20 protein-coding genes are annotated in these 25,518 nt (G+C 69.1%); 15 read left to right on the top strand and 5 right to left on the bottom strand.

Going from position 1 to position 25,518, the window contains the following annotated elements; translation table 11 throughout:
• Positions 1–111 precede the first annotated feature (111 nt).
• Positions 112–1,233 carry a MacS family sensor histidine kinase gene (macS, locus tag ACYVIO_RS39920; RefSeq protein WP_460656219.1) on the top strand — a complete coding sequence of 374 codons (1,122 nt, stop codon included), beginning with the start codon at positions 112–114 and terminating at the stop codon, positions 1,231–1,233.
• Positions 1,230–1,865, top strand: a complete 636-nt coding sequence (locus tag ACYVIO_RS39915; protein WP_460656218.1) for a response regulator — start codon at positions 1,230–1,232, stop codon at positions 1,863–1,865. Before macS ends, ACYVIO_RS39915 begins: the two co-directional genes overlap by 4 nt.
• 177 nt (positions 1,866–2,042) lie before the next feature.
• On the opposite strand, the gene ACYVIO_RS39910 is transcribed toward ACYVIO_RS39915, so the two are convergent.
• A complete protein-coding gene (locus ACYVIO_RS39910) occupies positions 2,043–3,224 on the bottom strand; it encodes a S8 family peptidase (protein ID WP_460656217.1) in 1,182 nt (393 codons plus the stop codon).
• Positions 3,225–3,532: 308 nt separating this feature from the next.
• Between ACYVIO_RS39910 and secD the strand changes: the two genes are divergently transcribed.
• From secD to ligD, 3 genes are all read left to right on the top strand, one after another.
• Positions 3,533–5,830, top strand: coding sequence for a protein translocase subunit SecD (gene secD / locus ACYVIO_RS39905; protein WP_460656216.1), 2,298 nt, complete (start codon positions 3,533–3,535; stop codon positions 5,828–5,830).
• Between the two features lie 442 nt (positions 5,831–6,272).
• Positions 6,273–8,183 (top strand): ATP-dependent DNA helicase, encoded by a 1,911-nt coding sequence (locus ACYVIO_RS39900; protein WP_460656460.1) that lies wholly within the window; start codon positions 6,273–6,275, stop codon positions 8,181–8,183.
• Positions 8,183–9,151 carry a non-homologous end-joining DNA ligase gene (gene ligD, locus ACYVIO_RS39895; RefSeq protein ID WP_460656215.1) on the top strand — a complete coding sequence of 323 codons (969 nt, stop codon included), beginning with the start codon at positions 8,183–8,185 and terminating at the stop codon, positions 9,149–9,151. Before ACYVIO_RS39900 ends, ligD begins: the two co-directional genes overlap by 1 nt.
• A 391-nt stretch (positions 9,152–9,542) precedes the next feature.
• Here ligD and ACYVIO_RS39890 read toward each other — a convergent pair whose 3' ends face one another.
• Entirely contained in the window at positions 9,543–10,058 is a 516-nt protein-coding gene (locus ACYVIO_RS39890; RefSeq protein WP_460656214.1) for a glutathione peroxidase, read from the bottom strand.
• Between the two features lie 48 nt (positions 10,059–10,106).
• Positions 10,107–10,880, bottom strand: a complete 774-nt coding sequence (lexA, locus tag ACYVIO_RS39885) for a transcriptional repressor LexA (protein ID WP_460656213.1) — start codon at positions 10,878–10,880, stop codon at positions 10,107–10,109.
• A gap of 345 nt (positions 10,881–11,225) precedes the next feature.
• Between lexA and ACYVIO_RS39880 the strand changes: the two genes are divergently transcribed.
• A complete protein-coding gene (locus tag ACYVIO_RS39880) occupies positions 11,226–11,762 on the top strand; it encodes a LysM peptidoglycan-binding domain-containing protein (RefSeq protein ID WP_460656212.1) in 537 nt (178 codons plus the stop codon).
• A gap of 185 nt (positions 11,763–11,947) precedes the next feature.
• On the opposite strand, the gene ACYVIO_RS39875 is transcribed toward ACYVIO_RS39880, so the two are convergent.
• Positions 11,948–12,898, bottom strand: a complete 951-nt coding sequence (locus ACYVIO_RS39875) for a nucleoside hydrolase (protein ID WP_460656211.1) — start codon at positions 12,896–12,898, stop codon at positions 11,948–11,950.
• A gap of 98 nt (positions 12,899–12,996) precedes the next feature.
• On the opposite strand from ACYVIO_RS39875, the gene ACYVIO_RS39870 reads away from it, so the two are divergent.
• Positions 12,997–14,856, top strand: a complete 1,860-nt coding sequence (locus tag ACYVIO_RS39870; protein WP_460656210.1) for a glycerophosphodiester phosphodiesterase — start codon at positions 12,997–12,999, stop codon at positions 14,854–14,856.
• An 87-nt stretch (positions 14,857–14,943) separates the two neighbouring features.
• Here ACYVIO_RS39870 and ACYVIO_RS39865 read toward each other — a convergent pair whose 3' ends face one another.
• Positions 14,944–15,627: a GntR family transcriptional regulator gene (locus tag ACYVIO_RS39865; RefSeq protein WP_460656209.1), complete on the bottom strand. Its 684-nt coding sequence runs from the start codon at positions 15,625–15,627 to the stop codon at positions 14,944–14,946.
• 277 nt (positions 15,628–15,904) lie between these two features.
• Between ACYVIO_RS39865 and ACYVIO_RS39860 the strand changes: the two genes are divergently transcribed.
• From ACYVIO_RS39860 to nrdR, 8 genes are all read left to right on the top strand, one after another.
• Entirely contained in the window at positions 15,905–17,185 is a 1,281-nt protein-coding gene (locus tag ACYVIO_RS39860; RefSeq protein WP_460656208.1) for an extracellular solute-binding protein, read from the top strand.
• Positions 17,182–18,111 carry a carbohydrate ABC transporter permease gene (locus ACYVIO_RS39855; RefSeq protein WP_460656207.1) on the top strand — a complete coding sequence of 310 codons (930 nt, stop codon included), beginning with the start codon at positions 17,182–17,184 and terminating at the stop codon, positions 18,109–18,111. Before ACYVIO_RS39860 ends, ACYVIO_RS39855 begins: the two co-directional genes overlap by 4 nt.
• Entirely contained in the window at positions 18,104–18,922 is an 819-nt protein-coding gene (locus ACYVIO_RS39850) for a carbohydrate ABC transporter permease (protein WP_460656206.1), read from the top strand. Before ACYVIO_RS39855 ends, ACYVIO_RS39850 begins: the two co-directional genes overlap by 8 nt.
• A gap of 1 nt (position 18,923) precedes the next feature.
• On the top strand, positions 18,924–20,657 hold the full coding sequence (locus ACYVIO_RS39845; protein ID WP_460656205.1) for a GH39 family glycosyl hydrolase: 1,734 nt from the start codon (positions 18,924–18,926) through the stop codon (positions 20,655–20,657).
• A 2-nt stretch (positions 20,658–20,659) separates the two neighbouring features.
• Positions 20,660–22,105 (top strand): NAD-dependent succinate-semialdehyde dehydrogenase, encoded by a 1,446-nt coding sequence (locus ACYVIO_RS39840; protein ID WP_460656204.1) that lies wholly within the window; start codon positions 20,660–20,662, stop codon positions 22,103–22,105.
• Positions 22,102–23,010, top strand: a complete 909-nt coding sequence (locus ACYVIO_RS39835) for a dihydrodipicolinate synthase family protein (protein ID WP_460656203.1) — start codon at positions 22,102–22,104, stop codon at positions 23,008–23,010. The genes ACYVIO_RS39840 and ACYVIO_RS39835 overlap by 4 nt, the downstream gene beginning before the upstream one ends.
• Entirely contained in the window at positions 23,007–24,704 is a 1,698-nt protein-coding gene (locus ACYVIO_RS39830) for a dihydroxy-acid dehydratase (RefSeq protein WP_460656202.1), read from the top strand. The genes ACYVIO_RS39835 and ACYVIO_RS39830 overlap by 4 nt, the downstream gene beginning before the upstream one ends.
• Positions 24,705–25,002: 298 nt before the next feature.
• Positions 25,003–25,497, top strand: coding sequence for a transcriptional regulator NrdR (nrdR, locus tag ACYVIO_RS39825; protein ID WP_460656201.1), 495 nt, complete (start codon positions 25,003–25,005; stop codon positions 25,495–25,497).
• Positions 25,498–25,518: the final 21 nt, after the last annotated feature.

Raw genomic sequence — 25,518 nt, 5'->3', positions numbered from 1 at the left:
ATATATTGATTCGTGCGGGGAATCCTGCGCGCACGCAAGGGGTAATACCACTCAACTCACTGGAGTACGACGACGCAGCGTTGCGGCCTCGATCGTTGGCAGACTGTGCTCGTGGACTCCGACCGGGCCGACCTGCTGCTGCCGTTGTGGCGGGCCCTGGTCGTGTTCCGGGTGATCACCTTCGGCTTCGCCTGCTTCGGTGTCTGGGTGCGCTGGACCGGCATCGCCCACCCGTCCGGCGCGATCCTCCAGCTGGCGATCATGGGCGTGTGGACGATCGTTGCCTCGATCGGCTACAGCCGGCACTGGGGCCGCCGCAACACGCGGCTCGCGGTCGCGGATCTCGTCGTCACGGTCGGGTGCATGTACGCGACGCTGTTCGCCCAGCCGCTGCTCGACATCCGTGCCGGAGCGTCCGTACTGACGTCGGTGTGGGCTGCCGGGCCGGTGATCGCGCTGGCGATCTCGCGCGGTCGCGACGGGGGACTGGTCGGCGCGATCACGGTGAGTCTCGCTCTGCTTTCGCTGCGTGGTGTGGAGAACGTGTCGAAGATCCTTGCCAACGTGCAGCTGTTGCTGGTCGCCGGTCTGGTCGTCGGGTACGCCGCGACCGCCATGCGCCGCGCCAACCTGAGGTTGCGCGAGGCAATCGCTGCCGAGAGCGCGACGGCTGAGCGGTTGAGGCTCAGCCGGTCGATCCATGACGGCGTACTGCAGGTGCTGGCGCAGGTTCAGCGTCGCGGTACGGCGATCGGTGGCGAGGCCGTCGAGCTCGCCTCGCTGGCGGCCGAGCAGGAGGTCGCGCTGCGGTCGCTGATGGCGTCCCGGCCGGTTCAGGAGCGGCAGGGGCAGATCGACCTGTGCAGCGCGTTGTTGCCGCTGGCTACTACGCGGGTGGACGTCGTCGTACCGGCTGTGCCGGTCGTGCTGCCCGTTGGCGTGGTCAACGAGCTCGTTGCCGCGGTCAAGGAGGCCCTGAGCAACGTCCTGAAGCACGCGGGGCCGGATGCGCGGTCCTGGGTCGTGGTCGAGGACCTCGGTGCCGACGTCATGGTGTCGGTCCGCGACGATGGAGCCGGTACGACCCCGGGCCGGCTCGACGAGGCGCGTTCCGACGGGCACCTGGGAGTCAGCCAGTCGATCCGGGGCCGGATCACGGACCTCGGCGGCAGCGTCACGGTCCGGACGGCGCCTGGCGAAGGAACCGAGTGGGAAATGACGGTGACGAGATGACCCGCGTGATGATCGTGGACGACCATCCGATGTGGCGCGAGGGGGTCGCGCGTGATCTGGGCAGCCGCGGGTACGACGTGTGCGCGACGGCGTCCGACGTGGCGTCGGCGGTGAAGATCGCGCTGGCGACCCGGCCCGACGTGGTGGTGATGGATCTGCAGCTCGGCGACGGTTCGGGGGTCGACGCGACCCGCGAGATCACCAACGCGTTGCCGGACACCCGGGTTCTGGTGCTGTCGGCAAGCGCTGAGCAGACCGACGTACTGGCCGCGGTGAAGAACGGTGCCTCGGGCTACCTGGTGAAGTCGGCGTCCCTGGAGGAGTTCGACGACGCCGTACGACGTACCGCCGAAGGCGACGCGGTCTTCTCGGCCGGACTGGCCGGGCTGCTGCTGGGGGAGTACCGGCGGCTCGGTGCGGGGCCGGAGGTGCCGCAGCTGACCGAGCGGGAGACCGAGGTGCTGCGGCTGGTCGCGCGCGGGCTCACCGCCAAGCAGATCGCGCTGCGGCTGGTGCTGTCGCACCGGACCGTCGAGAACCACGTGCAGAACACGCTGCGCAAGCTGCAGCTGCACAACCGGGCCGAGCTGGTGCGCTACGCCATCGAGCACGGTCTGGACTCTGCTGAATAGACAGCAGCGCCGCCGTACCGGCTGTGGTGGCAGACCGGTACGACGGCTGACTCAGCGGTCACGCGGCCTCCCGGCCTGGACTGAGGAGCGTAAGGAGCGAAGCGACTGAAGCGACGAGGGAAGGCCGGGAGTTGAGCCGCGTGACCCGCCGTGCCGGAGGCGCGGCAGAGGGTACAGCTAGAGTCCGTTGGTGAAGAGCAGGCGGTTCACGGTGCCGCCGGTGGCGCCGCCGCTGACCACGTTCGGGGTCGCGTTGGCCTCGATGTAGGACTTGACCGTCGCCGGCGTGGCGGACGGGCTGGTCTGCAGGTACAGCGCCGCGACGCCCGCGACGTGCGGGGTGGCCATCGAGGTGCCGTTGTAGGAGCCGGTGGTGTTGCCCGGCAGCGTGGACACGATCGCCGAGCCCGGCGCGTACACGTCGACGCAGGAACCGGTGCTCGAGTACGACGCCCGCGCGTCGGTGTTGGTGCTGGCCGCCGTGACCAGGGCGGTCTCGATCTTGCGCGGCAGCAGGTTGCAGGAGTTCGCGCCGGTGTTGCCGGCCGAGGTGGCCAGGAAGACGCCGGAGCTGATCATCCGGCGCAGCGAGGTCTCCAGCGTGGAGTTGGCGCTGAAGTTCCAGGAGGTGTTGGCGACCGCCGGCTTCACCGCGTTGCGGGTGACCCAGTCGACCGCGGCGATGGCGGCCGACGCCGTACCGCCGCCGCTGCAGTTCAGCCACTTCACACCGTGCAGCCGGACGTTCTTGGCCACGCCGTACGAGGTGGAACCGATGGTGCCCGCGACGTGCGTGCCGTGGCCGTTGCAGTCGGTGTTGTTGCTGTCCAGGCCGTTGAAGTCGAAGCTGGCCCGGCCGCCGAAGTTCGGGTGGCTCGGGTCGACCCCGGAGTCGATGATGTAGGCGTGCACGCCGGTGCCGGTCCGGGTGTAGGTGTAGGAGCGCGACAGCGGCAGGTTGCGCTGGTCGATCCGGTCGATGCCCCACGAGGGCGGGTTGGTCTGGGTGGTGTCGAGGACGTTCTCGACGTACACGTCCTCGGAGATGGCGACCACGTCCGGGCTCTTCTGCAGCGCCGCCAGCTGGGCCGGCGTGAGCTTGGCGGTGAAGCCGTTGACCGCGCTGGAGTAGGTGCGCTGCGGTGCGATGCCGAGCGAGCTCTTCAGCTTGAGGCCCTGCTTCAGCTCGACGATGTAGGTGTCCTTCACGGCGCTGATGCCGGGCTCGGCGGGCGCGCGCTGGACGAGGATGATCCGGCCACCGGGGTCCGGCGCGGGAGCGGCACCGGCGGTGCCGGCGGTGGTGAGGGCGATGGCCGGGACGACGACGGCGGCCAGGGCAAGGCGGATACGACGCACTGTTCCTCCTCGGGGAACTTGGTCACCCACCGGGGCGGAGGGGTGATCACACTCGGTCCTGGAGCGGTTACGGAGCGAGTGGTGAGAGGAGAAGTTAGGGCGTGCTCACCTGACGCGTCAATCAGTTCTGGTGCCCGCTGATGTCATGGCACTGGGTGGCCGTTTCCCTTGTCTGCAACGTTGAATTGGCCGCGAATGCTTTCTGGCCGCTGCCTTGGTCGTCTCCGTACACTGTGCGTTCCACGTTCCGTGGTCTGCTCTGTGTCACGACACCCGTACCCAGGGTGCCCACCTCCCGGAGGCTCGTAGTGAACCGGTCGTCCCTGGTGCGCGCGTTGTTCGCGTTCCTTGTCCTAGCGGCGTCGACGTACACCGTCCTGACCGCGAAGCCGGAGCTCGGCCTGGACCTGCGGGGTGGCACCCAGATCGTCCTGGAGACCAGCGACTCCCCGACGGCCAAGGCCGACGCGAAGAACACCGACAAGGCGCTCGAGGTGCTGCGCCGGCGGATCGACGCGCTGGGCGTGGCCGAACCGAGCGTGACCCGGCAGGGTGAGAATCGGATCATCGTCGAGCTGCCCGGCGTACAGGACCCGCGCGAGGCCGCGAAGGTGATCGGCAAGACCGCGCAGCTGAGCTTCCACGAGGTGCTCGACCAGGTCGCCGAGAAGCCGGCCAAGCCGGCCGCCGGCGATCTGTACCTGCCGAGCGAGGGTGGCGGCGTACTGAAGCTGGGCAAGCCCGCGATGACCGGTGACAAGGTCAGCGGCGCGGAGGCCGTGCTCGACTCCCAGCAGGTGGCGGCGGGCTGGATCGTGCAGCTGAACTTCAAGGACGGCGGCGGCAAGATCTGGTCGCAGATCACCGGCAAGGCGGCCTGTGCACCGGCCGGCGCACCGGGCCGGCTGATCGCGATCGTGCTCGACAACGAGGTGCTCACCGCGCCGCAGGTCGACCCCAACGGCGGCACCCAGCTCTGCAACATCGGCCTGCCCGAGAACAACAGCACCATCACCGGCAACTTCGCCGAGGCCGAGGCCAAGGACCTGTCCGCGCTGATCTCCGGCGGCGCGCTGCCGCTGCCGGTCGAGGTCATCGACCAGCGGACCGTCGGGCCCTCGCTCGGCAAGGACGCGATCCAGGCGAGCGCGCTGGCCGGCATCATCGGCGTCGCGCTGACCGCACTGTTCATCGTCATCGTCTACCGGCTGGTCGGCCTGATGGCCGTGATCGGCCTGCTGGCGTACGCCGGGATGTCGTACGCCGCGCTGACCGCGATCGGCGCGACCCTGACCTTGCCCGGCCTGGCGGGCTTCGTGCTCGCGATCGGTATGGCGGTGGACGCGAACGTCCTGGTCTTCGAACGCGCCCGAGAAGACTTCATCGGCGGGCGGACCGACGGACTGCGGCGCTCGCTGCGCAGTGGTTTCCAGAACGCGCTGTCCGCGATCGCCGACTCCAACATCACCACGCTGCTCGCTGCCGGGCTGCTGTTCTTCCTGGCGGCCGGTCCGGTGCGTGGATTCGGTGTGACGCTGTCGATCGGTGTGATCGCGTCGATGCTGTCGGCGCTGGTCGTCACGCGGGTCTTCGCGGAGTTCGTGGTGTCGCGGAAGTTCGTGCTCGACCGTCCCGCGCTGAGCGGCATCGCCGGGCACGGCCGGGTCCGGACGTGGCTCGAGGAGAAGCGCCCGGCGCTGATGAAGCACAGCCGGCGCTGGCTGCTGATCACCGTCGCCGCGATCGTGATCAGCGTCGCGGGGGTCGCAATCCGGGGCCTCAACCTGGGCATCGAATTCACCGGTGGTCGTTTGCTGGAGGTCAGCACCGCCCAGCAGATCACGCCCGACCAGGCCCGCGCCGCGGTCGCCGAGGCCGGCTACCCGAACGCCGTCGTCCAGTCCTCCGGTACGGACGACATCACCGTTCGCACCGCCACGATCAGCGACGACGAGGCGGAGAAGATCCGCGAATCGATCTCCCGCATCGGCGGCGGCACCGAACTCATCCGCAACGAGAGCATCGGCCCGTCGCTCGGCAACGAACTCCGCAACAAGGCGCTGATCGCGCTGGGCGTGGCCCTGCTGGCCCAGCTCATGTACCTGGCCATCCGCTTCCGCTGGACCTTCGGCGCCGGCGCCGTACTGGCCCTGCTCCAGAACGTGGCGGTGGTGGTCGGCGTCTTCGCCTGGACCGGCAAACCGGTCGACGGCATCTTCCTCGCCGCGATGCTCACGATCATCGGCTACACGGTGAACGACTCGGTCGTCGTCTTCGACCGCATCCGGGAAACCCGCAACGCCCGCTCCACAGAGGCCTTGGGCCCGGTCGTCGACACCGCCATCATCAACGTCCTGCCGAGAACCATCAACACAGGCATCTCGACGTTGTTCATCCTGGCGGCCCTGCTGTTCCTAGGCGGAGACTCCCTGGGCGACTTCGCCCTGGCCCTCCTCCTGGGCATCCTCGTAGGCACCTACTCCTCGAACCTCACAGCAGCCCCCCTGCTCGTCGAGCTCGAAAAGCGCTACCCAGCCCCACCGCCCCGCCCCAAGCGCACCCAAAGAGACCGAGACAGCGAACCCGACCGAGGCGCCGTCGTCTAACCCACCTCCGCCACGACGCTGGCCAGGCCAGTGCACCGCCCCCGGCACCCCGCCGGGGGCGGTGCCATGTCCACCCCCACCACCTCTGACAGACCTCGAACTACTTCAAGTAGTTTCCGGCCGCAGCGACCTCAGCCCCCGCCGACCTCCCCGGCCGCATCGCCGCCGACCTCAGCCCGCACTTCCTCTGACAGGCCTCGAACTACTTCAAGTAGTTTCCGGCCGCAGCGACCTCAGCCCCCACCGACCTCCCCGGCCGCATCGCCGCCGACCTCAGCCCGCGCTTCCGCCGTACCGAACAGACCATCCACAGCCGACCAAGCGAATGGCAAAAGTTGTCCGCCGGCCCGGCTAGGGTGTTGTGGTGGGTGTTGATGTGCACGAGTTGCTGGCGGCTGCGGTCTCCGGGGTGAGCGGGCAGACCCGACCAGGCCAGGTGGCGATGGTCGAGGCAGTGGACGGAGCCATGCACGACGGCTCGCACCTGCTGATCCAGGCGGGGACAGGCACGGGCAAGTCGCTCGGCTACCTCGTCCCGGCCCTGGTCCACGCAGTGGAGAACAGAAGGGTCGTCGTCTCGACAGCGACCCTCGCCCTCCAGTCCCAGCTCGTCGACCGCGACGTACCAGCCCTGCTCGACGCGACCGAGAAGCTCCTCCCGCGCCGCCCGTCGTACGCGATCCAGAAGGGCCGCAACAACTACGCCTGCCTGCACCGCATCCGCGAGGGCGCCCCGGACGAGGACGGCATGCTCGTCGACGTCCCCCCGTCCGGCCCGATCGGCCAGCAGGTGGTCGAGCTGCGCGAGTGGGCCGAGCAGCAACTGCTCGACGACGAGGCCGGCGACCGCGACCACGCGCCCTCCCACCAGTACCAGGCCTGGCAGCAGGTGGCGATCGCCGCTCGCGAGTGCCTCGGCGCGCAGAAGTGCCCGTACGGCGAGGAGTGCTTCGCCGAGAAGGCCAAGGAGCAGGCCCGCAAGGCCGACATCGTCATCACCAACCACGCGCTGCTCTCGATCGACGCCTTCGAGAACCGCACGGTCCTCCCCGAGCACGACGTCGTCATCGTCGACGAGGCCCACGAGCTCCCCGCCCGCGTGACCGGCGCGGCCGGCGACGAGCTCTCCCCGCAGATGGTCGAACGCGCCGCCAAGCGAGCGCGCAGGTTCGTCGACGACGACCATGCCGACGACCTGATCGACGCCTCTGACGCTCTCCGCGCCGCCCTCGACCAGACCCGCGAAGGCCGGATCGAAGCCGCCAACGCGGCCGTCCTCGAGGCGGCCGCGATGGTCCGCGACACGGCCCGCGCGGTCTACTCCGACCTCGGCAAGAAGTCCGACGACAAGGACGACCCCGACGGCGCGAAGCGGCAGTCGAAGGGCGCGGTGAAGGAGATCTTCGACGTCGCCGAACGCGTCGCCGCGCTGAACGACCTGGACGTCGTCTGGCTGATCGACCGCGACCGCTTCGGCAAGGAGCTGCGGATCGCTCCGCTCACCGTCGCCGGCCTGCTGCGCGAACTCGTGCTGAAGGACCGCACCGCCGTACTGACCTCCGCGACGCTCACCCTCGGCGGCGACTTCGACGCGATCGCCCGTCAGGTCGGGCTGCGCCCGGCCGACAAGCTGGCGGACGACGACGAGATGCCCGAGCTCGACGACGAGTCCGAGACCGGTCCGCTGCCGTGGCGCGGGCTCGACGTCGGCTCCCCGTTCGAGTACGAGAAGCAGGCGATCCTGTACGTCGCCAAGCACCTGCCCCCGCCGCACCGCGACGGCCTCGGCTCGAAGCAGTTCGAGGAGATCGTCGACCTCGTCACCGCCGCCGGCGGACGCACCCTCGGCCTGTTCTCGTCCCGCCGCGCCGCCGAGGCCGCGACCGCCGCGGTCCGCGAGGCGACCGACCTGAAGATCCTCTGCCAGGGCGACGCCCACCTGAACGAGCTGTCCCGCGAGTTCATCGACGACCCCGAGACTTCACTCTTCGGCACGCTGTCACTGTGGCAGGGCCTCGACGTCCCCGGCTCGACGTGCAACCTGGTGATCATCGACAGGATCCCGTTCCCGCGCCCCGACGAGCCGTTGATGGCCGCCCGCCAGCGCGCCGTGGACGAGGCCGGAGGCAACGGTTTCATGTCCGTCGCCGCCACCCACGCCGCCCTGTTGCTTGCCCAGGGCACCGGCCGCCTGATCCGCCGCACCACCGACCGCGGCGTGGTCGCCGTACTCGACCCACGCATCGTCACCGCCCGCTACGGCTCCTTCCTGCGCGCCTCCTTGCCTCCGATGTGGCCCACAGCCGATCGTGAGAAGGTGCTAGCCGCGCTGAAACGACTCCAGGACGACTGATGAGCCCCGCGTCCGGCCCACCCGTGCTGCCGATGATGGCGGCGTTGGGGACGATGCCGTCCGGGGGTGACTGGGCGTACGAGCTGAAGTGGGACGGGATCCGCGTGATCGCGGAGGTGGACGCCGACGGGTGCCGGCTCTGGTCGCGGAACAGCCGGGACGTGTCCGGGGGATACCCCGAGCTGCTCGGGCTGAGCGAAGCGTCGGGGTTGCAGCTGCCCGCCGTACTGGATGGTGAGATCGTCACGCTGGACGAGAATGGCGCGCCGTCGTTCGGGTTGTTGCAGCGGCGGATGCATGTGCGCGATCCGCGGCAGTTGAAGCAGTTGATCCTGCAGGTACCGGTCTCGGTGCGCGTTTTTGACGTACTGCGGCTCGACGGGAAGTCGTTGCTGGAGGCAACGTACGACGATCGCCGGGCGCTGCTGGAGTCGCTGGACCTCGACGACCCGTTCTGGGAGGTGCCGGCGGCGTACTCCGACGGCGAGGAAGCACTCGACCTCTCAGCCGCTCAAGGGCTGGAAGGCGTGGTCGCCAAGCGCCGCAGGTCGCGTTACCTGCCGGGCAAGCGCAGCTCGGACTGGGTGAAAGTGAAGCCGGTGCAGACGCGCGACGTCATCCTCTGCGGCTGGCACCCGGGGGAGGGGAACCGAACCGGCAGGATCGGCTCCCTGTACTGCGGCGCGTACGACGACAGCGGCCAACTGGTGCTGATCGGCAAGGTCGGCTCCGGCCTAGATTTCGCGATGCTCGACCTACTCGGCGCGGAGCTGGCCGGCCTAGAGATCGACCACCCACCCTTCGACGCCTCCACCATCCCCGCAGGAGACCGCCGAGCCGCCCACTGGCTGGACCCACTGCTCGTCGCCGAAGTCACCTACTCCGGCTGGGCCGCCGACGGCCGCCTAAGACACCCAGTCTGGCGAGGCCTCCGCCTAGACATAGACCCCGACTCAGTCACCCGCTGAACCCCAGCAGCAGCCGCAAACCGCCGCACCCCAGCAGCCCGCGAGCCGCCCCACCCCAGCAGCCGCGAATCGCCGCACCCCCAGCGCGCCCCCCGCACCACAACAAGTACCGGCCCGGACCTCGGCCCACCGACCAATCACACCGACCTGCTCAAAGGCCTCGCAGGTCACCCGCCGACGCCCGCGGCCACCCCCGGCCCCACCGCGCCACCCCAACAAGTACCAGCCCGGATCCCGGCGCACCGACCAATCACGCCGACCGGCTCAAGCGCTCACAGCCACGGCGGGCCCATGTCGCGCTCGACTTCAACATCCCTGCGACACTGAGGCATTCTCTGTCGAAGGGAATCGAATCCACCGAGTCTCCGATCCCCGCCGAACAAACGCCTGCTCAGTCCCCAGAATCCCGCTGGCGACTCGGCGCAGGCATCGCGAGTGCCGCTTCGACCTTGTCGGCCAGCTTCTCCGGCGTCGCCGTCGGCGCGTACCGAGCGATCACAGCCCCGTCCCGCCCGATCAGGAACTTGGTGAAGTTCCACTTGATCCGCCCGCCGAGCAGCCCACCGGCTTCACGCTTGAGCCAGTTGTACAGCGGCAAAGTCTTGGACCCGTTCACGTCGATCTTGGAGAACATCGGGAACGTGACGTGGTAGATCGTCGAACAGAAGTTCGCGATTTCGTTCTCGTCGCCCGGCTCCTGGTGGCCGAACTGGTCGCAGGGGAAGCCCAGCACCGAAAAGCCTTGTTTCCGGTAACCCTTGTAGAGCTTCTGTAGGCCCGTGTACTGCGGGGTCTGGCTGCACTGCGAGGCCGTGTTCACCACCAGGAGCACCTGGTCACGGAAGTCGGCAAGAGACTGTTCATTGCCTTCGATCCGTGTGGCGCTGAAGTCATAGACAGTCGTCATAGCTCAATGCTGACACGACACGCCCGACTTCGCTCGTCGTCTGAGATGTCAGACACGCCGCAGAACTGTTACGACCTTTCCGAGGATCACCGCGTCCTTGCCGTCGATCGGCTCGAACGCCGGGTTGTGCGGGAGCAGCAGGATCTCGGTCGCGGTCTTCTTGAACGTCTTCACGGTCGCTTCGCCGTCGATCATCGCGGCGACGATGTCACCGTTCTCCGCGGTCTGCTCCTGGCGCACGACCACCCAGTCACCGTCGCAGATGGCGGCCTCGATCATCGACTCACCCTTGACCTTCAGCATGAACAGGGTGCCTTCGCCGACCATTGCCTTGGGCAACGGGAAGACCTCTTCGACGGCCTGCTCGGCGAGGATCGGATTACCGGCGGCGATCTGGCCGACCACCGGTACGTAGACCGCGGCCGGGTGGATGTCGCCGGCGCCGGTCTCGTCGTACGACGTCTGCCGGACCGAGCCGACCGAACCGCGACGCGCCACCTCGGCGACCTCGTTCGGATAACGGACCTCGATCGCGCGCGGCCGGTTCGGGTCGCGGCGCAGCAGGCCCTTCTGCTCGAGCACCTTCAGCTGGTGGGAGACCGAGGAGGAGCTGGTCAGGCCGACCTTCTCGCCGATCTCGCGCATCGACGGCGGGTATCCCCGGCTGTCGACGGAGTCGCGGATCACGTCCAGCACCCGGCGCTGCCGCGGGGTCAGACCGGTCGCGTCGGCCGGGCCGTCCGGCAGCTCGGACACGGTCGGCTCGGTGCCACTGCCCTTGCTCGAACCGCTGCCCTTGCTGGAACCGCTCGTCCTGGCCATCGGTGGTAACTCCTCGGGTCCGGGGCCGGCGCCAAGGCGTTACTCGGCTCGGCCTTGCGTGATCGACTGAGCACGACGTTAGACCGAATCCTGAGATTCTTCAAACATCTGTTCGAAGGCGTGTCGGTTCGCACGTTTGTTCGTGTGTCAGGTTATAGAGCGGGAATTTCCTCGGCGTGTCCTGGTTGGAACAGTTGCGGATCGGGCGTCCGGCGGTTAATCATTCGTACAGACGTTCGATCGAACAGGTGTTCGGACGCCGCCGAATCAGAAACTGTCGGAGGCGCCCGGTAGACAGAGATCGACAACGCAGGACGAGGTCTGGACGAGGGTCTGGAGGATCCGATGAGCACAGCGGCTCTGGCAACAACAAGTGCGCCGGAAGTGGGCGCTCCCGCGGAGCCTGCCGTGGTGCCGACCGTCATCCGGCGCCGCCGGCGCATCGACGGTACGACGACTGACCCGCTGGGCGTGCGCGCCTGCTCGGGCACCGACCTCGACCCACGGCCGCGACTGGTGCACCGCATCTCGCAGCCGGCCGGTCGCCGTCCGGTGCAGCCACAGACCCCCGAGATCGAGCCGTCAGCCCTGCAGCTCACCCGCCGGGGTCGCGCGGTCCTGACCACCCTGTCCGTGCTGATCTTCGGCGCGGCCATCGCCGTACTGGGCTTGCGTGTCGCCGGAGCCCTCGAGCCCGCACCGCAGTTCACCAGGACCGTCCAGGTCCAGGTCGGCGCAGGCGACACGCTGTGGTCGATCGCCCAGACCACCAACCCCTCGGACAACCCCGCCGCGATCGTCGAGCAGATCGCCGACCTCAACAACCTCCGCACGGTCGCCGACGTCGTCCCCGGCCAAACCCTGGACGTCCCCGTCCGCTAACCAGCCGCCGAGCAGTCGGTGTGCGGGACGTCCGCCTCGTTTGCCGGCCAGTCGTCCTGGTGCCAGCATGGCGCGCGGTCGAGAAGCAATCTCCCGAGGATGTCGCCCGCGGGGAGGGTCCCCGACAGTCGCGGGCGGATCAGCGGACGCCCACGTGCAGGATCAGTGGACGCCCGCGCGCTCGATCAGCGGACCGTCGACAGCCATAGGTCGGCGTACCGGCGGCCGTTGACTGCGGTGGCTACCTTGACGATTGCCGGCGTTGAGCCGTGTGGATCCGTGCTGAGGTCGCCGGTCCAGTCGCGGGTGTCGACGATCGTCCGGCCGCGGGACCAGCTTCCGGACAGCTCGACGCGCAGCGGGAACTCTTGCGTCGTCAGGCCGTCCGGGTCGATCACCGCGCAGACCGCGCCGCCGTCGCCGATGCTCGCGGCCTCCGCGCGGTACAGCTCGCTGCGCCGCTCGATCAGCTGGCGTGCAAGATCCGCCGACGTCGACCCGCCGAGCGCACCGGCCTCGGCCAGCGTGATCGGCACGTTGTAGAACACGTCGAGCCCGTACATCGTCACCGGCACCCCGAGCTCCCCGGACGCCGCGAGCACGACCGCCGCCGCCTCCGGATCGGTCCAGATGTTGAACTCCGCCGAGGCCGTCGCGTTCCCGATCCCCGCCGCGCCACCCATGAACACGATCTCCCGCAGCCCTCGCGCGGCCTGCGGGTACGTGCGCAGCAGCAACGCGATGTTCGTCATCGGCGCGAGCGGGATCAGCGTGATCAGCTCACCCGACTCAGCAGCCTCCAGCAGTACGTCGCGCAGCAGCTCCACGGCGTGCCGCGGGTCCGGCGTACGGGATGACTTCGGCCAGTCGAGGTCCCCGAGCCCGTCCTTGCCGTGCACGTGCGGTGCCGCGCGGACCGGCTGCAGCAAGGGGAGTGCCGCACCCCGAGCGACCGGTACGTCGCCACGCCCGGCCGCGTCGAGCACGGTGAGCGTGTTGACCACGACCTCGTCCAGGCCGACGTTGCCGCCGACGCAGGTGACCGCTTTGAGATCGAGCTCCGGATGGCGGGCGGCGAGCAGCAGGGCGCAAGCGTCGTCGAGCCCGGTGTCGACATCGAGAATGACCGGCTTCATGCCGCCATCCTCACCTATTGGGCGATCCATCGCGCGTTGGTGGGCAATTCATCACCAGCTCTGGTCCTGTTGGCGTGGCTTTCCTACGGTCGTTGCCCATGAAGCTCACTTCACGCCGCCCTCGTGCAGTGCTGGCCGCCCTGGCCGCAAGCGCCACTGTCACGGCCGTCCTGACCACGCCGTACGCCGCCGCCGAACCTGCGGAAACCCACACCTCGACACAGGCAACAGCCCCCGAACCGATCGTCGACGAGACCTTCGACGGCACCACATTGCCCACCGGCTGGAACGTCGTCGACGGCACCTGGAAGGTCCAGAACGGCCGCCTGACCGGTACGTCGACGACCGCCAGCCAGCTGAGCCGGATCACCTTCGGCACGCCGCTGACCGACTTCCGGATCGAGAGCCACCTGCGCTTCGAGACCGCCGTGGACGCCGCCCGCTGGGTCGCGTTCGGTCTCGACCTCGCGCCGGCCGGCGCAGTCCCGTGGTCGATCGCGACGCTGCGCAACGGCTCGACCGCCGCAAACGGCGTCGAGTTCGCGCAGCGCACGCCGTCGAACACCTGGAACGTCACCGACACCGCGGCCGCGCCGATCGCGGTCGGCGTCGGCAAGCAGGTCGCGGTCGCCGTCGAGGTCCGCGGAGCGCGGGCGACCTGGTACGTCGAAGGTCGCGAGGCACTGCGGACCACGATGGTCAGCCGCAGCGCGTCCGGCGTACAGGCTCTGCTCGTCAACGGTGCGAGTGTTTCGTTCGACGACCTGAAGGTGACGCCGCTCGCCAAGGAGTCGTTCGTCCGCAAGCCCGGCGACCCGCTGCGGGTCTGGGCGCACCGCGGCGGATCGAGCGCCGCGCCGGAGAACACGGCCGCGTCCGACGAGGTCGCGCGTCGCGGGCGCGCGGAGTGGATCGAGAACGACGTCCAGCCCACCAAGGACGGCGTGCCGATCATCCTGCACGACGACACCGTCGACCGGACGACCAATGGCAGCGGCCTGGTGCGCAACCTGACGGCGGCGCAGATCGCTGGGCTGGATGCAGGTTCGTGGTTCGCGCCGGCCTTCACCGGTCAGCGCGTGCCGACGCTCGGGCAGCAGTTGGACGGGCTGAAGACTCGCGGCGGCAACCTGCTGCTCGAGGTGAAGGGCGCGCACACGCGCGACTCGGTCGCCCGGATCGTCACCGAGATCCGCAATCGCGCGATGACCAGCCGGGTGTTCGTGCAGAGCTTCGAGCCGGAGCACCTGCGCTGGATGCACGAGCTGGCGCCCGAGCTTCCGCTCGGCCTGCTCCGCAGCACGCTCGACCCCGACCCGGTCGCGATCGCGAAGGACCTCGGGCTGTCGGCGTACAACCCCTCGGACGCCGCGTTCCAGACCCGGCCGGGCATCGTGGCCGAGCTGCACGCGCAGGGCGTCGCGGTGAACGTGTGGACGGTCGACGACGCGACGCGCTGGAACTCGCTGGAGAAGGCCGGCGTCGACGGCATCATCACGAATCGCTCGGCCGAGCTGTACGGCTGGAACTCCGCGTTCCTGCAGCGCTCGCGGCCTGGCGTTCTCAGCCCGGCCGCCGGTCAGAAGGTCGACCGCGCCCAGCACCTCCGGCTCGCGCTGACGTCGCCGGAGCCGGCGACCATCACCCTCGACGGCAAGCCTGTCGACAACGGCGCGCTGATCGACACCGCCGGCCTGGCCGCCGGTGAGCACGTGATCAAGGCCCAGACCGGTCAGCAGGTCATCGAGTCCCGCTTCCAGATCGTCGCCACCCCGACCGGCCTCGCCAACCTGATCCTCACCTCCGGCGCAACCCCGTCGGCCGTCTCAACGATGACCACCCTGCTCGGCCAACGCCAGTACGGCGTACTCGCGGTCTACGCCCGCACCCCGGCCGCGGCTGGGCTCACCGCAGCCCGCCGCGCGCAGATCGTGGCCGAAGCACAAGCCCTGAGCTGACCCGGCCCTCTCCTCCCGCATTCCGAATCGCTGCGCGACTCGGAATGCGGGAGGAAGACGGCGGGATGCCGGTTCAAGCCGATCGAACTAGCTCTCCGGCCTCGACTCGATCAGCCGGTGGTACGAGCCGACCAGGTGGTCCTCGATCACCGTCGCTGCGGCTACTGGATCACCGCCGACCAGAACATCCCGGATCGCCTTGTGCTCGGCGTACGCGATCTCGTGGAAGTCCCGCCGTACGACGTGCCGCGAGTGCAGGAACATCGCGACCTGACTCCGGATCTGCTGCCACGCCTTGTCCAGCCGGGCATGCCCAGCGGCGTCGTACAGCACCCCGTGGAAATCCAGGTCGAGATCCAGCGCCGTCTGCGGCGCATAGTCCGGCCCGAGCGCGCGCATCTTCTCGAGCACCTCATCCATCGCCGCGAGGTGCTCGTCGCTCAGCCGGGGGAGTGCACGCTCGATCGCCAGCCGCTCGAGGCTGAGCCGGAGCGTGTAGATCTCCTCCACATCCTCCGCGGTCAGCGTGATCACCTGCGCCCCGCGATGCCGGCGCAGCACGACCAGACCTTCGCGTTCGAGCTCGATCAATGCCTCGCGGATCGGCCCGCGACTCATCTGCAACGCCTTCGCCAGCTCGCCTTCGGGCAGGTGCTCGCCGGGAGCGAGGGCGCCGGTGACGATCATCTGCCGGATCGCCGGCACGACCGTCGCCCACAGCGCGGGGCTGCGTTCGGTCTGCAGGGCGAGCTGGTCGAGGGGACCGGCCACAGCAACTCCTTCATCGGTGTAGATGGTCGATTGTTAACCATTGACTTTTGACAACGCCGAGATCAGGCTAGCTCGTAGGACCCGCCACGGGGAGAGGCCACGGCCGGAGATCCCAGCCAGTTCCTCCCCGCACTGCCGATCGCACCGCCTCACACCACCCGATCGCACTGCCGCACCGATCGCACCTGATCGCACCTGATCGCACCGCCGGCCCACGGGATGTCTCGTCCGGCCGGCCCATCCGCTCATGACACCGCTCCGTCAGAGGGAGAGCTCCGTGCTGCCCACACTGTCCCGGCGCCGGTTGCTGGCGCTGGCCGCCTCAGGAGCCGCGAGCACCGCGCTCGCGAGCTGCTCCTCACCGTTCGACGACACGACCCGCGGGGGCGGTCGCGTGCTCGAGTTCACCACCTTCTACACCGGCGGCGACGGCGGTCTGATGCAGACCATCGTCGACCGGTACAACCAGTCCCAGGACGCCGTGACGATCCGGTTCAGCTCACCGGCGTACGGCGGGGACTATCTGACCAAGATCCTGACCGCGTCGCTCGCGGGCGCACCGCCGGCGATCGTCGCCCTGCACAGCTACGAGATCCCGCCGCTGAAGCGCTTCCTGCACGCCATCGACCTCGCCGACCTCGGCCTGAGCACCGACGACTTCATCGACGGCACCTGGCAGCTCGGCCAGATCGACAATCAGCTGTACGGCGTAACGATGAGCACCGGTCCGCAGGCGCTCGGCTACAACCGCCAGCTGTTCGCCAAGGCCGGACTGGACCCGGACAAGCCACCGACCAACGCCGCCGAGTTCCTGACCGCGGCGCAGGCGCTGAAGAAGCGCGGCCCGTGGGGATTCGTCCGCGAGACCGGGGTCTGGATGCCGTGGCTCAGCCTCAACTGGCAGGCCGGCGGCGACCTGATCGACGAACGCAGCCAGGCGCTGTTCGCCAGTGAGGCCGGGATCGAGGCTGCGCACTTCGAGCAGGACCTGGTGCACAAGCACAAGGTCGAGCCGCAGCAGCTGATCACCGGCGTACAGGTCGGGCAGCTGTTCAGCGACCAGAAGGTCGGGATGACCTTCACCTTCCCGTGGGGGCTGGCCCAGCTGCTGAAGACCAACAAGGATCGCGGCACGGAGCTGGACGTCGCGCCGCTGCCGCAGTTCTTCGGCGGTCCGCGCGCGGTCGTCGCGACCTCGCACATCTACTGCATCCCCAAGCAGCGCAAGAACGACGACTGGATCCGGACCGAGGCCCAGAAGTTCATCGCCTGGCTGGTCAAGAACGGCAGCGTCGACTGGGCCGGCGCGCAGGCGCCGGCGGCCAAGGCGGCGGTCGCACCGGTTGCCGCGAGCAAGGATCCGCTGCTGCAGAAGATGTCGGTCTTCATCGACCAGGCCAAACATGCCCGGTTCGCGCCGTATGCGTACCGCTGGAACCAGGCGTACCAGTACCTCAACGACGCCATGGACGACGTGGTCTACCAGGGCGCGAAGGTGGAGGACGAGCTGCGCCGGGCCGCGGCCCGGGCCACCGTGACGATGAAGGAGCCGTCATGAGTGTCGCCACGACCCGCGTCTCCGCCCCCGCGCGGTCGAAGGCTGCGACTGTCAAAGGCCGCAGCCGGGGGAGCGCCGCCATTCTCTTCCTGACCCCGTTCGCCGTCCTCTACCTGTTGCTCTGGGCAATCCCGATCGTGAGCGGCCTGTTCCTCAGTACGACGGACGTGAACGTTGCCGACGGCACCGGTGGTTTCGTTGGTCTGGACAACTACATCGGGCTCGCTCATGACAGCGACTTCCGCGCCGCGTTCGGGCACACGCTGCTGTTCGTCGTACTGAACGTGCCGATCCTGATCGCGGTCGGCCTGATCCTGGCGCTGGTGCTGAACCGCGACCTGTCCGGCCGCAACATCCTGCGGGCCGCGTTCGTCTCGCCGTACTTGCTGCCGGGTGCCGCGGTCGCGCTGATCTGGAACCTGGTGCTCAACCCGGTCAACGGCTCGCTCAACACCGTGCTGGAGAAGATCGGGCTGCCCGCCCAGCAGTGGCTGACCGAGCCGGGCCAGGCGATGGGCGCCGTGGTGTTGCTGACTCTCTGGTGGCGAGTCGGCTTCCCGCTCCTGATCCTGCTGGCTGCGCTGCAGGACATCCCGAAACCGCTCTACGAGGCGGCGAGGATCGACGGCGCAAGCGCGTGGCAGCAGTTCCGGTACGTGACACTGCCGGGGATCGCGCCGGTGCTCGGCCTCGTGATCCTGCTGCGCCTGATCGATTCGTTCAAGGTGTTCGAACAGGTCTACCTGCTGACCGCGGGCGGTCCGAGCGGCAGCACGCGCGTCGTACTGCAGATGCTCTACGAGACCGGCTTCCGCGACTTCAGGACCGGGTACGCCGCCGCGATCGGCTGGGTGCTCGCCCTGGTGATCCTGCTGGTCGCGATCGTCCAGCAGGTCCTGACCAGGAGGGCGGCCAACCATGGCTAAGCGATGGATCGTCACTGGCATCTCGATCGTGATGGCGTTGCTCTGGGCGCTTCCGTTGCTGTGGGCCCTCTCCTCGTCGTTCGAGGGATCGACGGCCAACGGCAACCAGCTCTGGCCGACCGAGGCGACGACCGCGAACTGGAGCATGCTGGTCGACCCCGGCGGTCGCGCGGTCAACATCTTCGTTGCCTTCTTCAACAGCATGGTCGTTGCCGTGAGCGCCACGGTGCTCGCGCTGATCGTCTGCTCGATGGCCGGCTACGCCCTGGCCCGGTTGCCGTTCCGCGGCAACAGCGTCGTACTGGGTCTGCTGCTGGTGACCATGCTGATCCCGAGCGAGGTCGTGCTGGTCCCGCTGTTCCAGCAGTTCAACAAGCTCGGCCTGCTCAACACGTACGGCGCGCTCGCGCTGCCGCACATCGTGTCGCTGCTCGGCGTCGTGCTGATCCGCCAGTTCATCGTCAACCTGCCCGAGGACCTCACCGACGCGGCGCGGGTGGACGGGGCGAACGCCTGGCAGACGTACCGGCACGTCGTCCTGCCGCTGATCCGGCCGGCCCTGGCCACGCTCGGGATCCTGGTCTTCCTCGGCGCCTGGAACGACTTCCTCTGGCCGCTGATCTCCACCAGTTCGCCGGGCATGCAGACGTTGCCGCTGGCCCTCGTCACGTTCCGCTCGGCGTACGGCGACATCGACTACGGCGTGGTGATGGCCTCGACGATCCTCGCGGTGACACCCCCTCTGCTCGTCTTCCTCCTCGCCCAGCGCTTCATCATCCAAGGCATCAGCAGCACCGGACTGAAAGGTTGAGATGACCACCGAGACCGATCTGCCTGACCAGAACAGCTCCCGCAGCGGCGTGCAGGAGGTGCCGTACACCCCGTCGGACCCCGACGCCGCGCACGTCCGCCGGGCCCGCGTCACCGTGGACGCGGCCGACGACCTCGGGCTGCTCGACCGGCCGTGGGCCAGCCTCGGCTACGACGAGATCAACTGGACCTACACCCCGCAGGGCCGCCGGACCCTGCAGACGATCGGCGGCTTCGCCGAGACGCCGTACCACGTCCGGCCGCACTACGTCTTCAACAGCGGCACCGGCCTCGGCCTGCCGCACTGGGGCAGCGGCAACGTCTACCACGAGGACGCCGACGGCAACCCGTACTACGACTTCACCATCGCCGACCAGACCTACGACACGATTGTTGCCGCAGGCCACCACCCGCTGGTGGAGCTGGCCTTCACGCCGCTCGCGCTCGTGCCGGACTACGCCAAGGCGGAGTTCGCGTTCGAGAGCAGCCCGACGCAGTACAGCGAGTACGAGGCGGGGCTGTGGTCCTACCCGCCGAAGGATTATGACAAGTGGGGCGGCCTGGTCGCCGCGCTCGCCCAGCACTGCCTCGACCGTTATGGCGAGGAGGAGGTGTCGGGCTGGCTCTGGGAGCTCTGGAACGAGCCGGACATCTTCTACTGGCGCGGCACGCCCGAGCAGTTCCAGGACCTGTACGCCGTGACCGCTTCGGCGATCCGGAGCGTTCTGCCGGATGGTCGCGTCGGCGGTCCGACGGTCACCGGCGGAGACAAGGGCGTCGCGTTCATGCGCAGCTTCCTGCAGGCCTGCTCGGACCGTTCGCTGCCGCTCGACTTCGTCTCGTTCCACACCAAGGGCTCGGCGTTCTCGCCGTGGCGGGTCTACGGCCCGATCGGTGCTCCGGCCCCGGTCAAGCAATCGCCGTCGACGACCAAGATGCTGCGCGAGATCGACCGGATGCTCGCGGTGATGGAGGAATTCCCGGCGTACGCCGGACTGCCGGCCATTGTCGACGAGTGCGACGCGTCGGTCCCGGCGCACTGGGGGATCTACGACAACGCGAACTTCGGCTACCGCAACACCGAGTACTACCCGGTCTTCCAGGCCAAGCTGATGAAGAAGGTGCTCGACCTCAACGCGCGGCACGCCGCGAAGGTGGCCGAGGCGACGACCTGGAGCTTCTCGATGGAGGGCGAGCGGTACTTCGAGGGGACGCGGAGCTTCGTCACCGCGTCGGGGCTGGAGAAGCCGCTGATGAACGGTTATAGGGCTCTCGCCAAGTTGGGCGACCGACGGCTCGCGGCGGCATCCGACGCTATAACCGAGACGGCGGATCTGGGTGCTTTGGGCAACGGGCTCGGGGAGGAGGTGGACGTGATCGCGTCCCGGAGCTCGGTCGACGGGAGCGTCGCCGTACTGGTCTGGCGGCATGCCGACGACCAGTACCTGGAGGACGGCGAACCGACGACGGTCGAGCTGGAGATCTCCGGGCTGGACTCGGGGGAGTGGACCGTCGAGCACTGGCGGATCGACCGGAACCACAGCAACAGCCACACGGTCTGGCAGGACCTCGGTGCGCCGCAGGATCCGACGCCGGAGCAGCTGGCGACGATCCAGGATCGGCAGGGCCTGGAGCGGTTCGCCGAGGATGTCCAGGTGACGATCGGCGGACTCTATGAGGCCCGGATCGAGCTGCCGTTGCCGTCGTTGAGCCTGATCGTGCTGCGGGCGGCCTGAGCATGCTCTTCATCGGTGGTGAGTGGCGGCCGGCGTCGGACGGCCGGGTGATCGATGTCCTCAACCCGGCGACCGAGCAGGTGGTCGACCAGGTCGCGAATGCTTCGGCGCAGGATCTCGACGACGTCCTGGCCGCGGCCGCTGAAGGCTTCGCGGTCTGGCGTCGTACGGCGCCCACCGAACGGGCTTCAGCGCTGGACCGAGCGGGGCGGTTGTTGCTGGATCGCGCCGACGCGATCGCGGCGACGCTCACCGAGGAACAGGGCAAGCCGCTGGAGGAGTCGCTGGCGGAGGTCCGGCAGTCGGCCGAGTACTTCAGCTGGTTCGCCGGCGAGGCACTTCGTTCGTACGGCCGATTGTTGCCGACGGCACCTGGTCGCCGCGCGTGGGTCGAACGGCGACCGGTCGGACCGGTCGCCGCCTTCACCGCCTGGAACTTCCCGGCCTCCCTGCCGGCCCGCAAGCTCGCTCCCGCGGTCGCCTTCGGCTGCAGCATCGTCATGTGCCCCGCCGTCGAAGCACCCCGTACGGCGGCCGCCCTGGTCCAGGCCCTGGACGACGCCGGGGTCCCGCCCGGCGTCGTCAACCTGATCACCGGCGACCCACCCCGCGTCAGCGAACACCTGATCAGCTCGCCGGTGATCGCCAAGATCACCCTCACCGGCTCGGTTCCCGTCGGCCAGACCCTGGTCGGCCTCTCGGCCCAGCACCTCCAGTCCCTCACCCTCGAACTCGGCGGCCACGCCCCGGTCCTGATCTTCGACGACCTGAGCGCCGAGCAACTGGGCCGAGCCGCCGACGTCCTGGTCCGCGCGAAGTTCCGCAACGCAGGCCAGGTCTGCATCAGCCCCAGCCGAGTCTTCGTCCAAGAAGCCGTCTACGGCGCCTTCGTCGAGGCCGTCGTAGAACGCGTTGCCCGCCTCACCACAGCTCCGCCTCCGGCGGGCGGCGCAGCCGCCACGCCCTCGGGCGCCACCTCACCCCTTTCCCCCCTCGCCAACGCGCGTCGCCGGGACGCCGTCGCGGCGATGGTCGCCGACAGCGGAGCCAAGATCCGATGCGGCGGTGTCCAACCCGACGGCCCCGGCTTCTTCTACCCGCCGACCGTCCTCACCGACCTCCCACCCGAGTCCGCGGTCCTCCGCGACGAACCCTTCGGCCCGATCCTCCCGCTCCTCCCGTTCTCCACCCTCGAGAACGGCCTAGAGCAGGCGAACGCCGTCCCGTACGGCCTGGCCGGCTACCTCTTCACCGCGAACACCGAACGCGCCGACGCCGCCATCGCCGGCCTCGACGTCGGCATGATCGGCCTCAACGAAGTCGCCCTGGCCTCGGCAGCGTCCCCGTTCGGCGGCGTCGGCCTGTCCGGCTACGGCCGCGAGGGCGGCACCGAGAGCCTGGAGGCCTACACGGTCGCCACCGCGGTCACGACGAAAGGAGCTCCATGAGTCTGGCCCCCGGAGTGTGGGGAGTGCTCGCCACTCCGTTCACCGCGGACGCCGCGGCCGTCGACACCGACTCCCTGGCCCGGCAGGTCCGCCACTACGAAACGATCGGCGCGACCGGCCTGACCGTGCTCGGCGTCTTCGGTGAGGCCGCCCGCCTGACCCCGGGCGAACGCCGTACGGTCGTCGAGACCGTCGTTGCCTCCTGCAACCTCCCGCTCGTCCTCGGCATCAGCTCGCTCGACCTCGACGACGTTCTGGCCGAAGCCGCGAACGTCGTACCGGCTGCCGCCGATCGCCTGGCCGGCTTGATGATCCAGGTCAACACCCCTGATCCCGATGCCCTGGGCAAGCATCTCGCATCAGTTGCCCGAGAGACCGAAGGCCCGATCGTCGTCCAGGACTACCCGGTGATCACCGGCATCCCGATCGCGACCCCCGACCTGGTCGAAGCGGTCCAGGCGGTCCCGCAGGTCGTCGCGGTCAAGTCCGAGTCGTCCCCGAGCCCGCCAGCCGTCGCCACTCTCGCTGCCGGCCTCGACGTCCCCGTCTTCGGCGGACTGGGCGGCACCTGCCTGCTCGACGAGCTCGCCGTCGGAGCCGCCGGCGCGATGACCGGCTTCTCCGTCCCCGAAGGCCTGCTCGCCTGCGTCACGGCGTACGGCGAGGGCGGCTTCGACCAGGCCCGCGAGGTCTGGCGCGACTACCTCCCACTGGTCAACTTCGAGTTCCAGTCCGGCATCGCGCTCGGACTCCGCAAGCACAGCCTGGTCCGTCGGGGCCTGATCGCCTCCGACGCGGTCCGTACGCCGGGCGCCGTACCGCCGCCCTCGATGCTGAGGGTGTTGACCCAGCACCTGGCCCGGACACCAGGTGTCGAGCTGCAAGATGATGTGCTGGCCGGATGAGCGAAGAGAGCGGGATCTACCGCGGTCTGGTCAGCTACGGCGACCGGGACTTCTCCAAGTACCTGCGCCGCACGTTCCTGCACGCCAGCGGCCGTTCGCCGGAGTCGCTCGACCGGCCGGTGATCGGCATCGCGACGTCGACCAGCGATTTCAACCCGTGCCACCGGCAGCAACCGGAGCTGATCCGGTCCGTGGCCAACGGCATCATCGCGGCCGGCGGCCTGCCGATGGAGTTCCCGACCGTGTCGCTGGGGGAGAGCTTCCTCGAGCCGACCTCGATGGTCTACCGCAACCTGATGGCGATGGACGTCGAGGAACTGGTCCGCGCCCAGCCCATGGACGCGGTCGTCCTGGTCGGCGGCTGCGACAAGACCGTCCCGGCCCAGCTGATGGGTGCGTTCTCCGCCGGCCGCCCGGCGATCCAGCTGGTCACCGGGCCGATGTCGACCGGTCGTTACCAAGGCGAGCGGCTCGGAGCCTGTACCGACTGCCGCCGCTTCTGGGGCCGCTACCGGGCCGGTGAGGTCGACGCGGCCGAGATCAGCCGCGTCGAGCGGAACCTGGCGACCACAGCGGGCACCTGCGCGGTCATGGGTACGGCGTCGACCATGGCCTGCATCGTCGAGGCCCTGGGGATGGCCCTGCCCGACAGCGCGACCGCGCCGGCAGTCCACGCCGACCGCCTCCGCATCGGCGAGGCCACTGGGGTCGCAGCCGTCGAGATCGCCGCAGCACGTCGTACGCCGGCTCAGGTGGTGACCGCAGCCTCGGTCCGAAACGCTGTCCGAGTCCTGCTCGCTATCGGCGGTTCCACCAACGCCCTGATCCACCTGACCGCCATGGTCGGCCGGTTGGGCCTGCGGATCGACCCGGCCGAGCTGAACGAGCTGAGCTCGACCACACCCGTCCTGGTGGAGCTGAAGCCGACCGGTGCGCACTACATGGAGGACCTGCACGCTTCGGGCGGCCTGCCCGCCGTACTGCATGAGCTGCGGGACCTGCTCGACCTGTCGGCGCTGACCGTGACCGGCGAGACGCTGGGGGAGCGGCTCGGCTCCGGGCCGGTGTGGGTGGACCGGGAGGTCGTCAGGCCGCTGGACTCGCCGTCGCGGGCCGAGGGCGGGCTGGTCTGGTTGCAGGGCTCGCTGGCGCCGTCCGGTGCGCTGATCAAGCGGTCCGCGGCCGACCCGGCCCTGTTCGAGACGACTGGGCGGGCGGTGGTGTTCAGTTCGCTGGCAGACCTGTCGGAGCGGATCGACGACCCGGAGCTGGACGTCACGGCGTCCGACGTACTGGTGCTGCAGAACGCCGGGCCGATCGGAGCCGGGATGCCGGAGGCCGGGTACCTACCGATCCCGGGCAAGCTGGCCAAGGCCGGGGTGCGGGACATGGTCCGGATCTCGGACGCGCGGATGAGCGGTACGGCGTACGGGACGATCGTGCTGCACGTGACGCCGGAGTCGGCCGTCGGTGGGCCGCTCGCACTGGTCCGGACCGGTGACCAGATCCGGCTGTCGGTGGCCGAGGCGCGGCTGGACCTCCTGGTCGAGCCTGACGAGCTCGAACGACGCCGCGCCGAGCTGCCGCCTCCGCCGCCCGCCCCCGCGACCGGGTACCGGCGGCTGTTCCACGAGCACGTGCTGGGCGCCGACGAGGGCTGCGACTTCGACTTCTGCCGACCCGCGCCTGGCTAGAACCTGCCATGTCCCGAGGCCCTTCGGAGCGCCGTATTTTGCGCCTCCGGAGGGCCTCTGCTACGGCGCCACGCGGGAGTACACGGGGCCTTGCGAGTGTTGGAACAAAGAGACGCGCGCGGAATCTGGGCGTTCTTGCAAACTGTCGGAGCAGCGACGTAGCATCCCTAGATGTAGTGGTTACACGGGTGTAATTTTCCACAGGTAGTGGTTGGTTACCCACAAGTCGTACACAGGTTGTCCCCAGCTTGATCCACAGCGTCGCCGTTCGGCGGCCCCACGGGAGGAGTGATTCGCCGTGCACTGTCCGTACTGCCGGCACAGCGATTCCCGGGTCGTCGACAGCCGGGTTGCCGAAGACGGCGGAGCGATCCGCCGCCGGCGACAGTGCCCGGTCTGCGAGAAGCGGTTCACCACCGTCGAGCAGATGCAGCTGACGGTCGTGAAGCGCTCCGGCGCGACCGAGCCGTTCAGCCGCGAGAAGGTCGTCCGCGGTGTGAGCAAGGCCTGCAAGGGCCGGCCCGTGGACGCCGACGCGCTGTCGCGGCTGGGACAGAAGGTCGAGGACGCGCTGAAGGGCGGCGGATCGCCGGAGGTGCCGGCCCACGAGGTCGGTCTGGCCATCCTCGGTCCGCTGCGCGAGCTCGACGAGGTGGCCTACCTGCGGTTCGCGAGCGTCTACCGGCAGTTCGAGTCGGCCGACGACTTCGAGACCGAGATCGCGCTGCTGCGGGCCGAGAAGGACCCGGAGGGCACCGAGCCCGCGCCGCAGGGCGTGGCTCCACAGACGTAACGGGGATTGCAGTACCGAGCA

It is taken from the genome of Kribbella endophytica (assembly GCF_054781295.1).
Note: the sequence above shows the minus strand (reverse complement) of the source record. Positions and strands in the feature narration are given on the sequence as shown.

Excerpts from the sequence above, each read along its gene's own strand:
- ACYVIO_RS39880 (WP_460656212.1), top strand. The coding sequence starts at position 11,226 with ATGAGCACAGCGGCTCTGGCAACAACAAGTGCGCCGGAAGTGGGCGCT.
- ACYVIO_RS39830 (WP_460656202.1), top strand. The coding sequence starts at position 23,007 with ATGAGCGAAGAGAGCGGGATCTACCGCGGTCTGGTCAGCTACGGCGAC.
- ACYVIO_RS39855 (WP_460656207.1), top strand. The coding sequence starts at position 17,182 with ATGAGTGTCGCCACGACCCGCGTCTCCGCCCCCGCGCGGTCGAAGGCT.
- ACYVIO_RS39875 (WP_460656211.1), bottom strand. The coding sequence starts at position 12,898 with ATGAAGCCGGTCATTCTCGATGTCGACACCGGGCTCGACGACGCTTGC.
- ACYVIO_RS39900 (WP_460656460.1), top strand. The coding sequence starts at position 6,273 with ATGGTCGAGGCAGTGGACGGAGCCATGCACGACGGCTCGCACCTGCTG.
- ACYVIO_RS39835 (WP_460656203.1), top strand. The coding sequence starts at position 22,102 with ATGAGTCTGGCCCCCGGAGTGTGGGGAGTGCTCGCCACTCCGTTCACC.
- ACYVIO_RS39890 (WP_460656214.1), bottom strand. The coding sequence starts at position 10,058 with ATGACGACTGTCTATGACTTCAGCGCCACACGGATCGAAGGCAATGAA.
- ACYVIO_RS39840 (WP_460656204.1), top strand. The coding sequence starts at position 20,660 with ATGCTCTTCATCGGTGGTGAGTGGCGGCCGGCGTCGGACGGCCGGGTG.
- ligD (WP_460656215.1), top strand. The coding sequence starts at position 8,183 with ATGAGCCCCGCGTCCGGCCCACCCGTGCTGCCGATGATGGCGGCGTTG.
- lexA (WP_460656213.1), bottom strand. The coding sequence starts at position 10,880 with ATGGCCAGGACGAGCGGTTCCAGCAAGGGCAGCGGTTCGAGCAAGGGC.
- ACYVIO_RS39870 (WP_460656210.1), top strand. The coding sequence starts at position 12,997 with ATGAAGCTCACTTCACGCCGCCCTCGTGCAGTGCTGGCCGCCCTGGCC.
- ACYVIO_RS39845 (WP_460656205.1), top strand. The coding sequence starts at position 18,924 with ATGACCACCGAGACCGATCTGCCTGACCAGAACAGCTCCCGCAGCGGC.
- ACYVIO_RS39850 (WP_460656206.1), top strand. The coding sequence starts at position 18,104 with ATGGCTAAGCGATGGATCGTCACTGGCATCTCGATCGTGATGGCGTTG.
- ACYVIO_RS39915 (WP_460656218.1), top strand. The coding sequence starts at position 1,230 with ATGACCCGCGTGATGATCGTGGACGACCATCCGATGTGGCGCGAGGGG.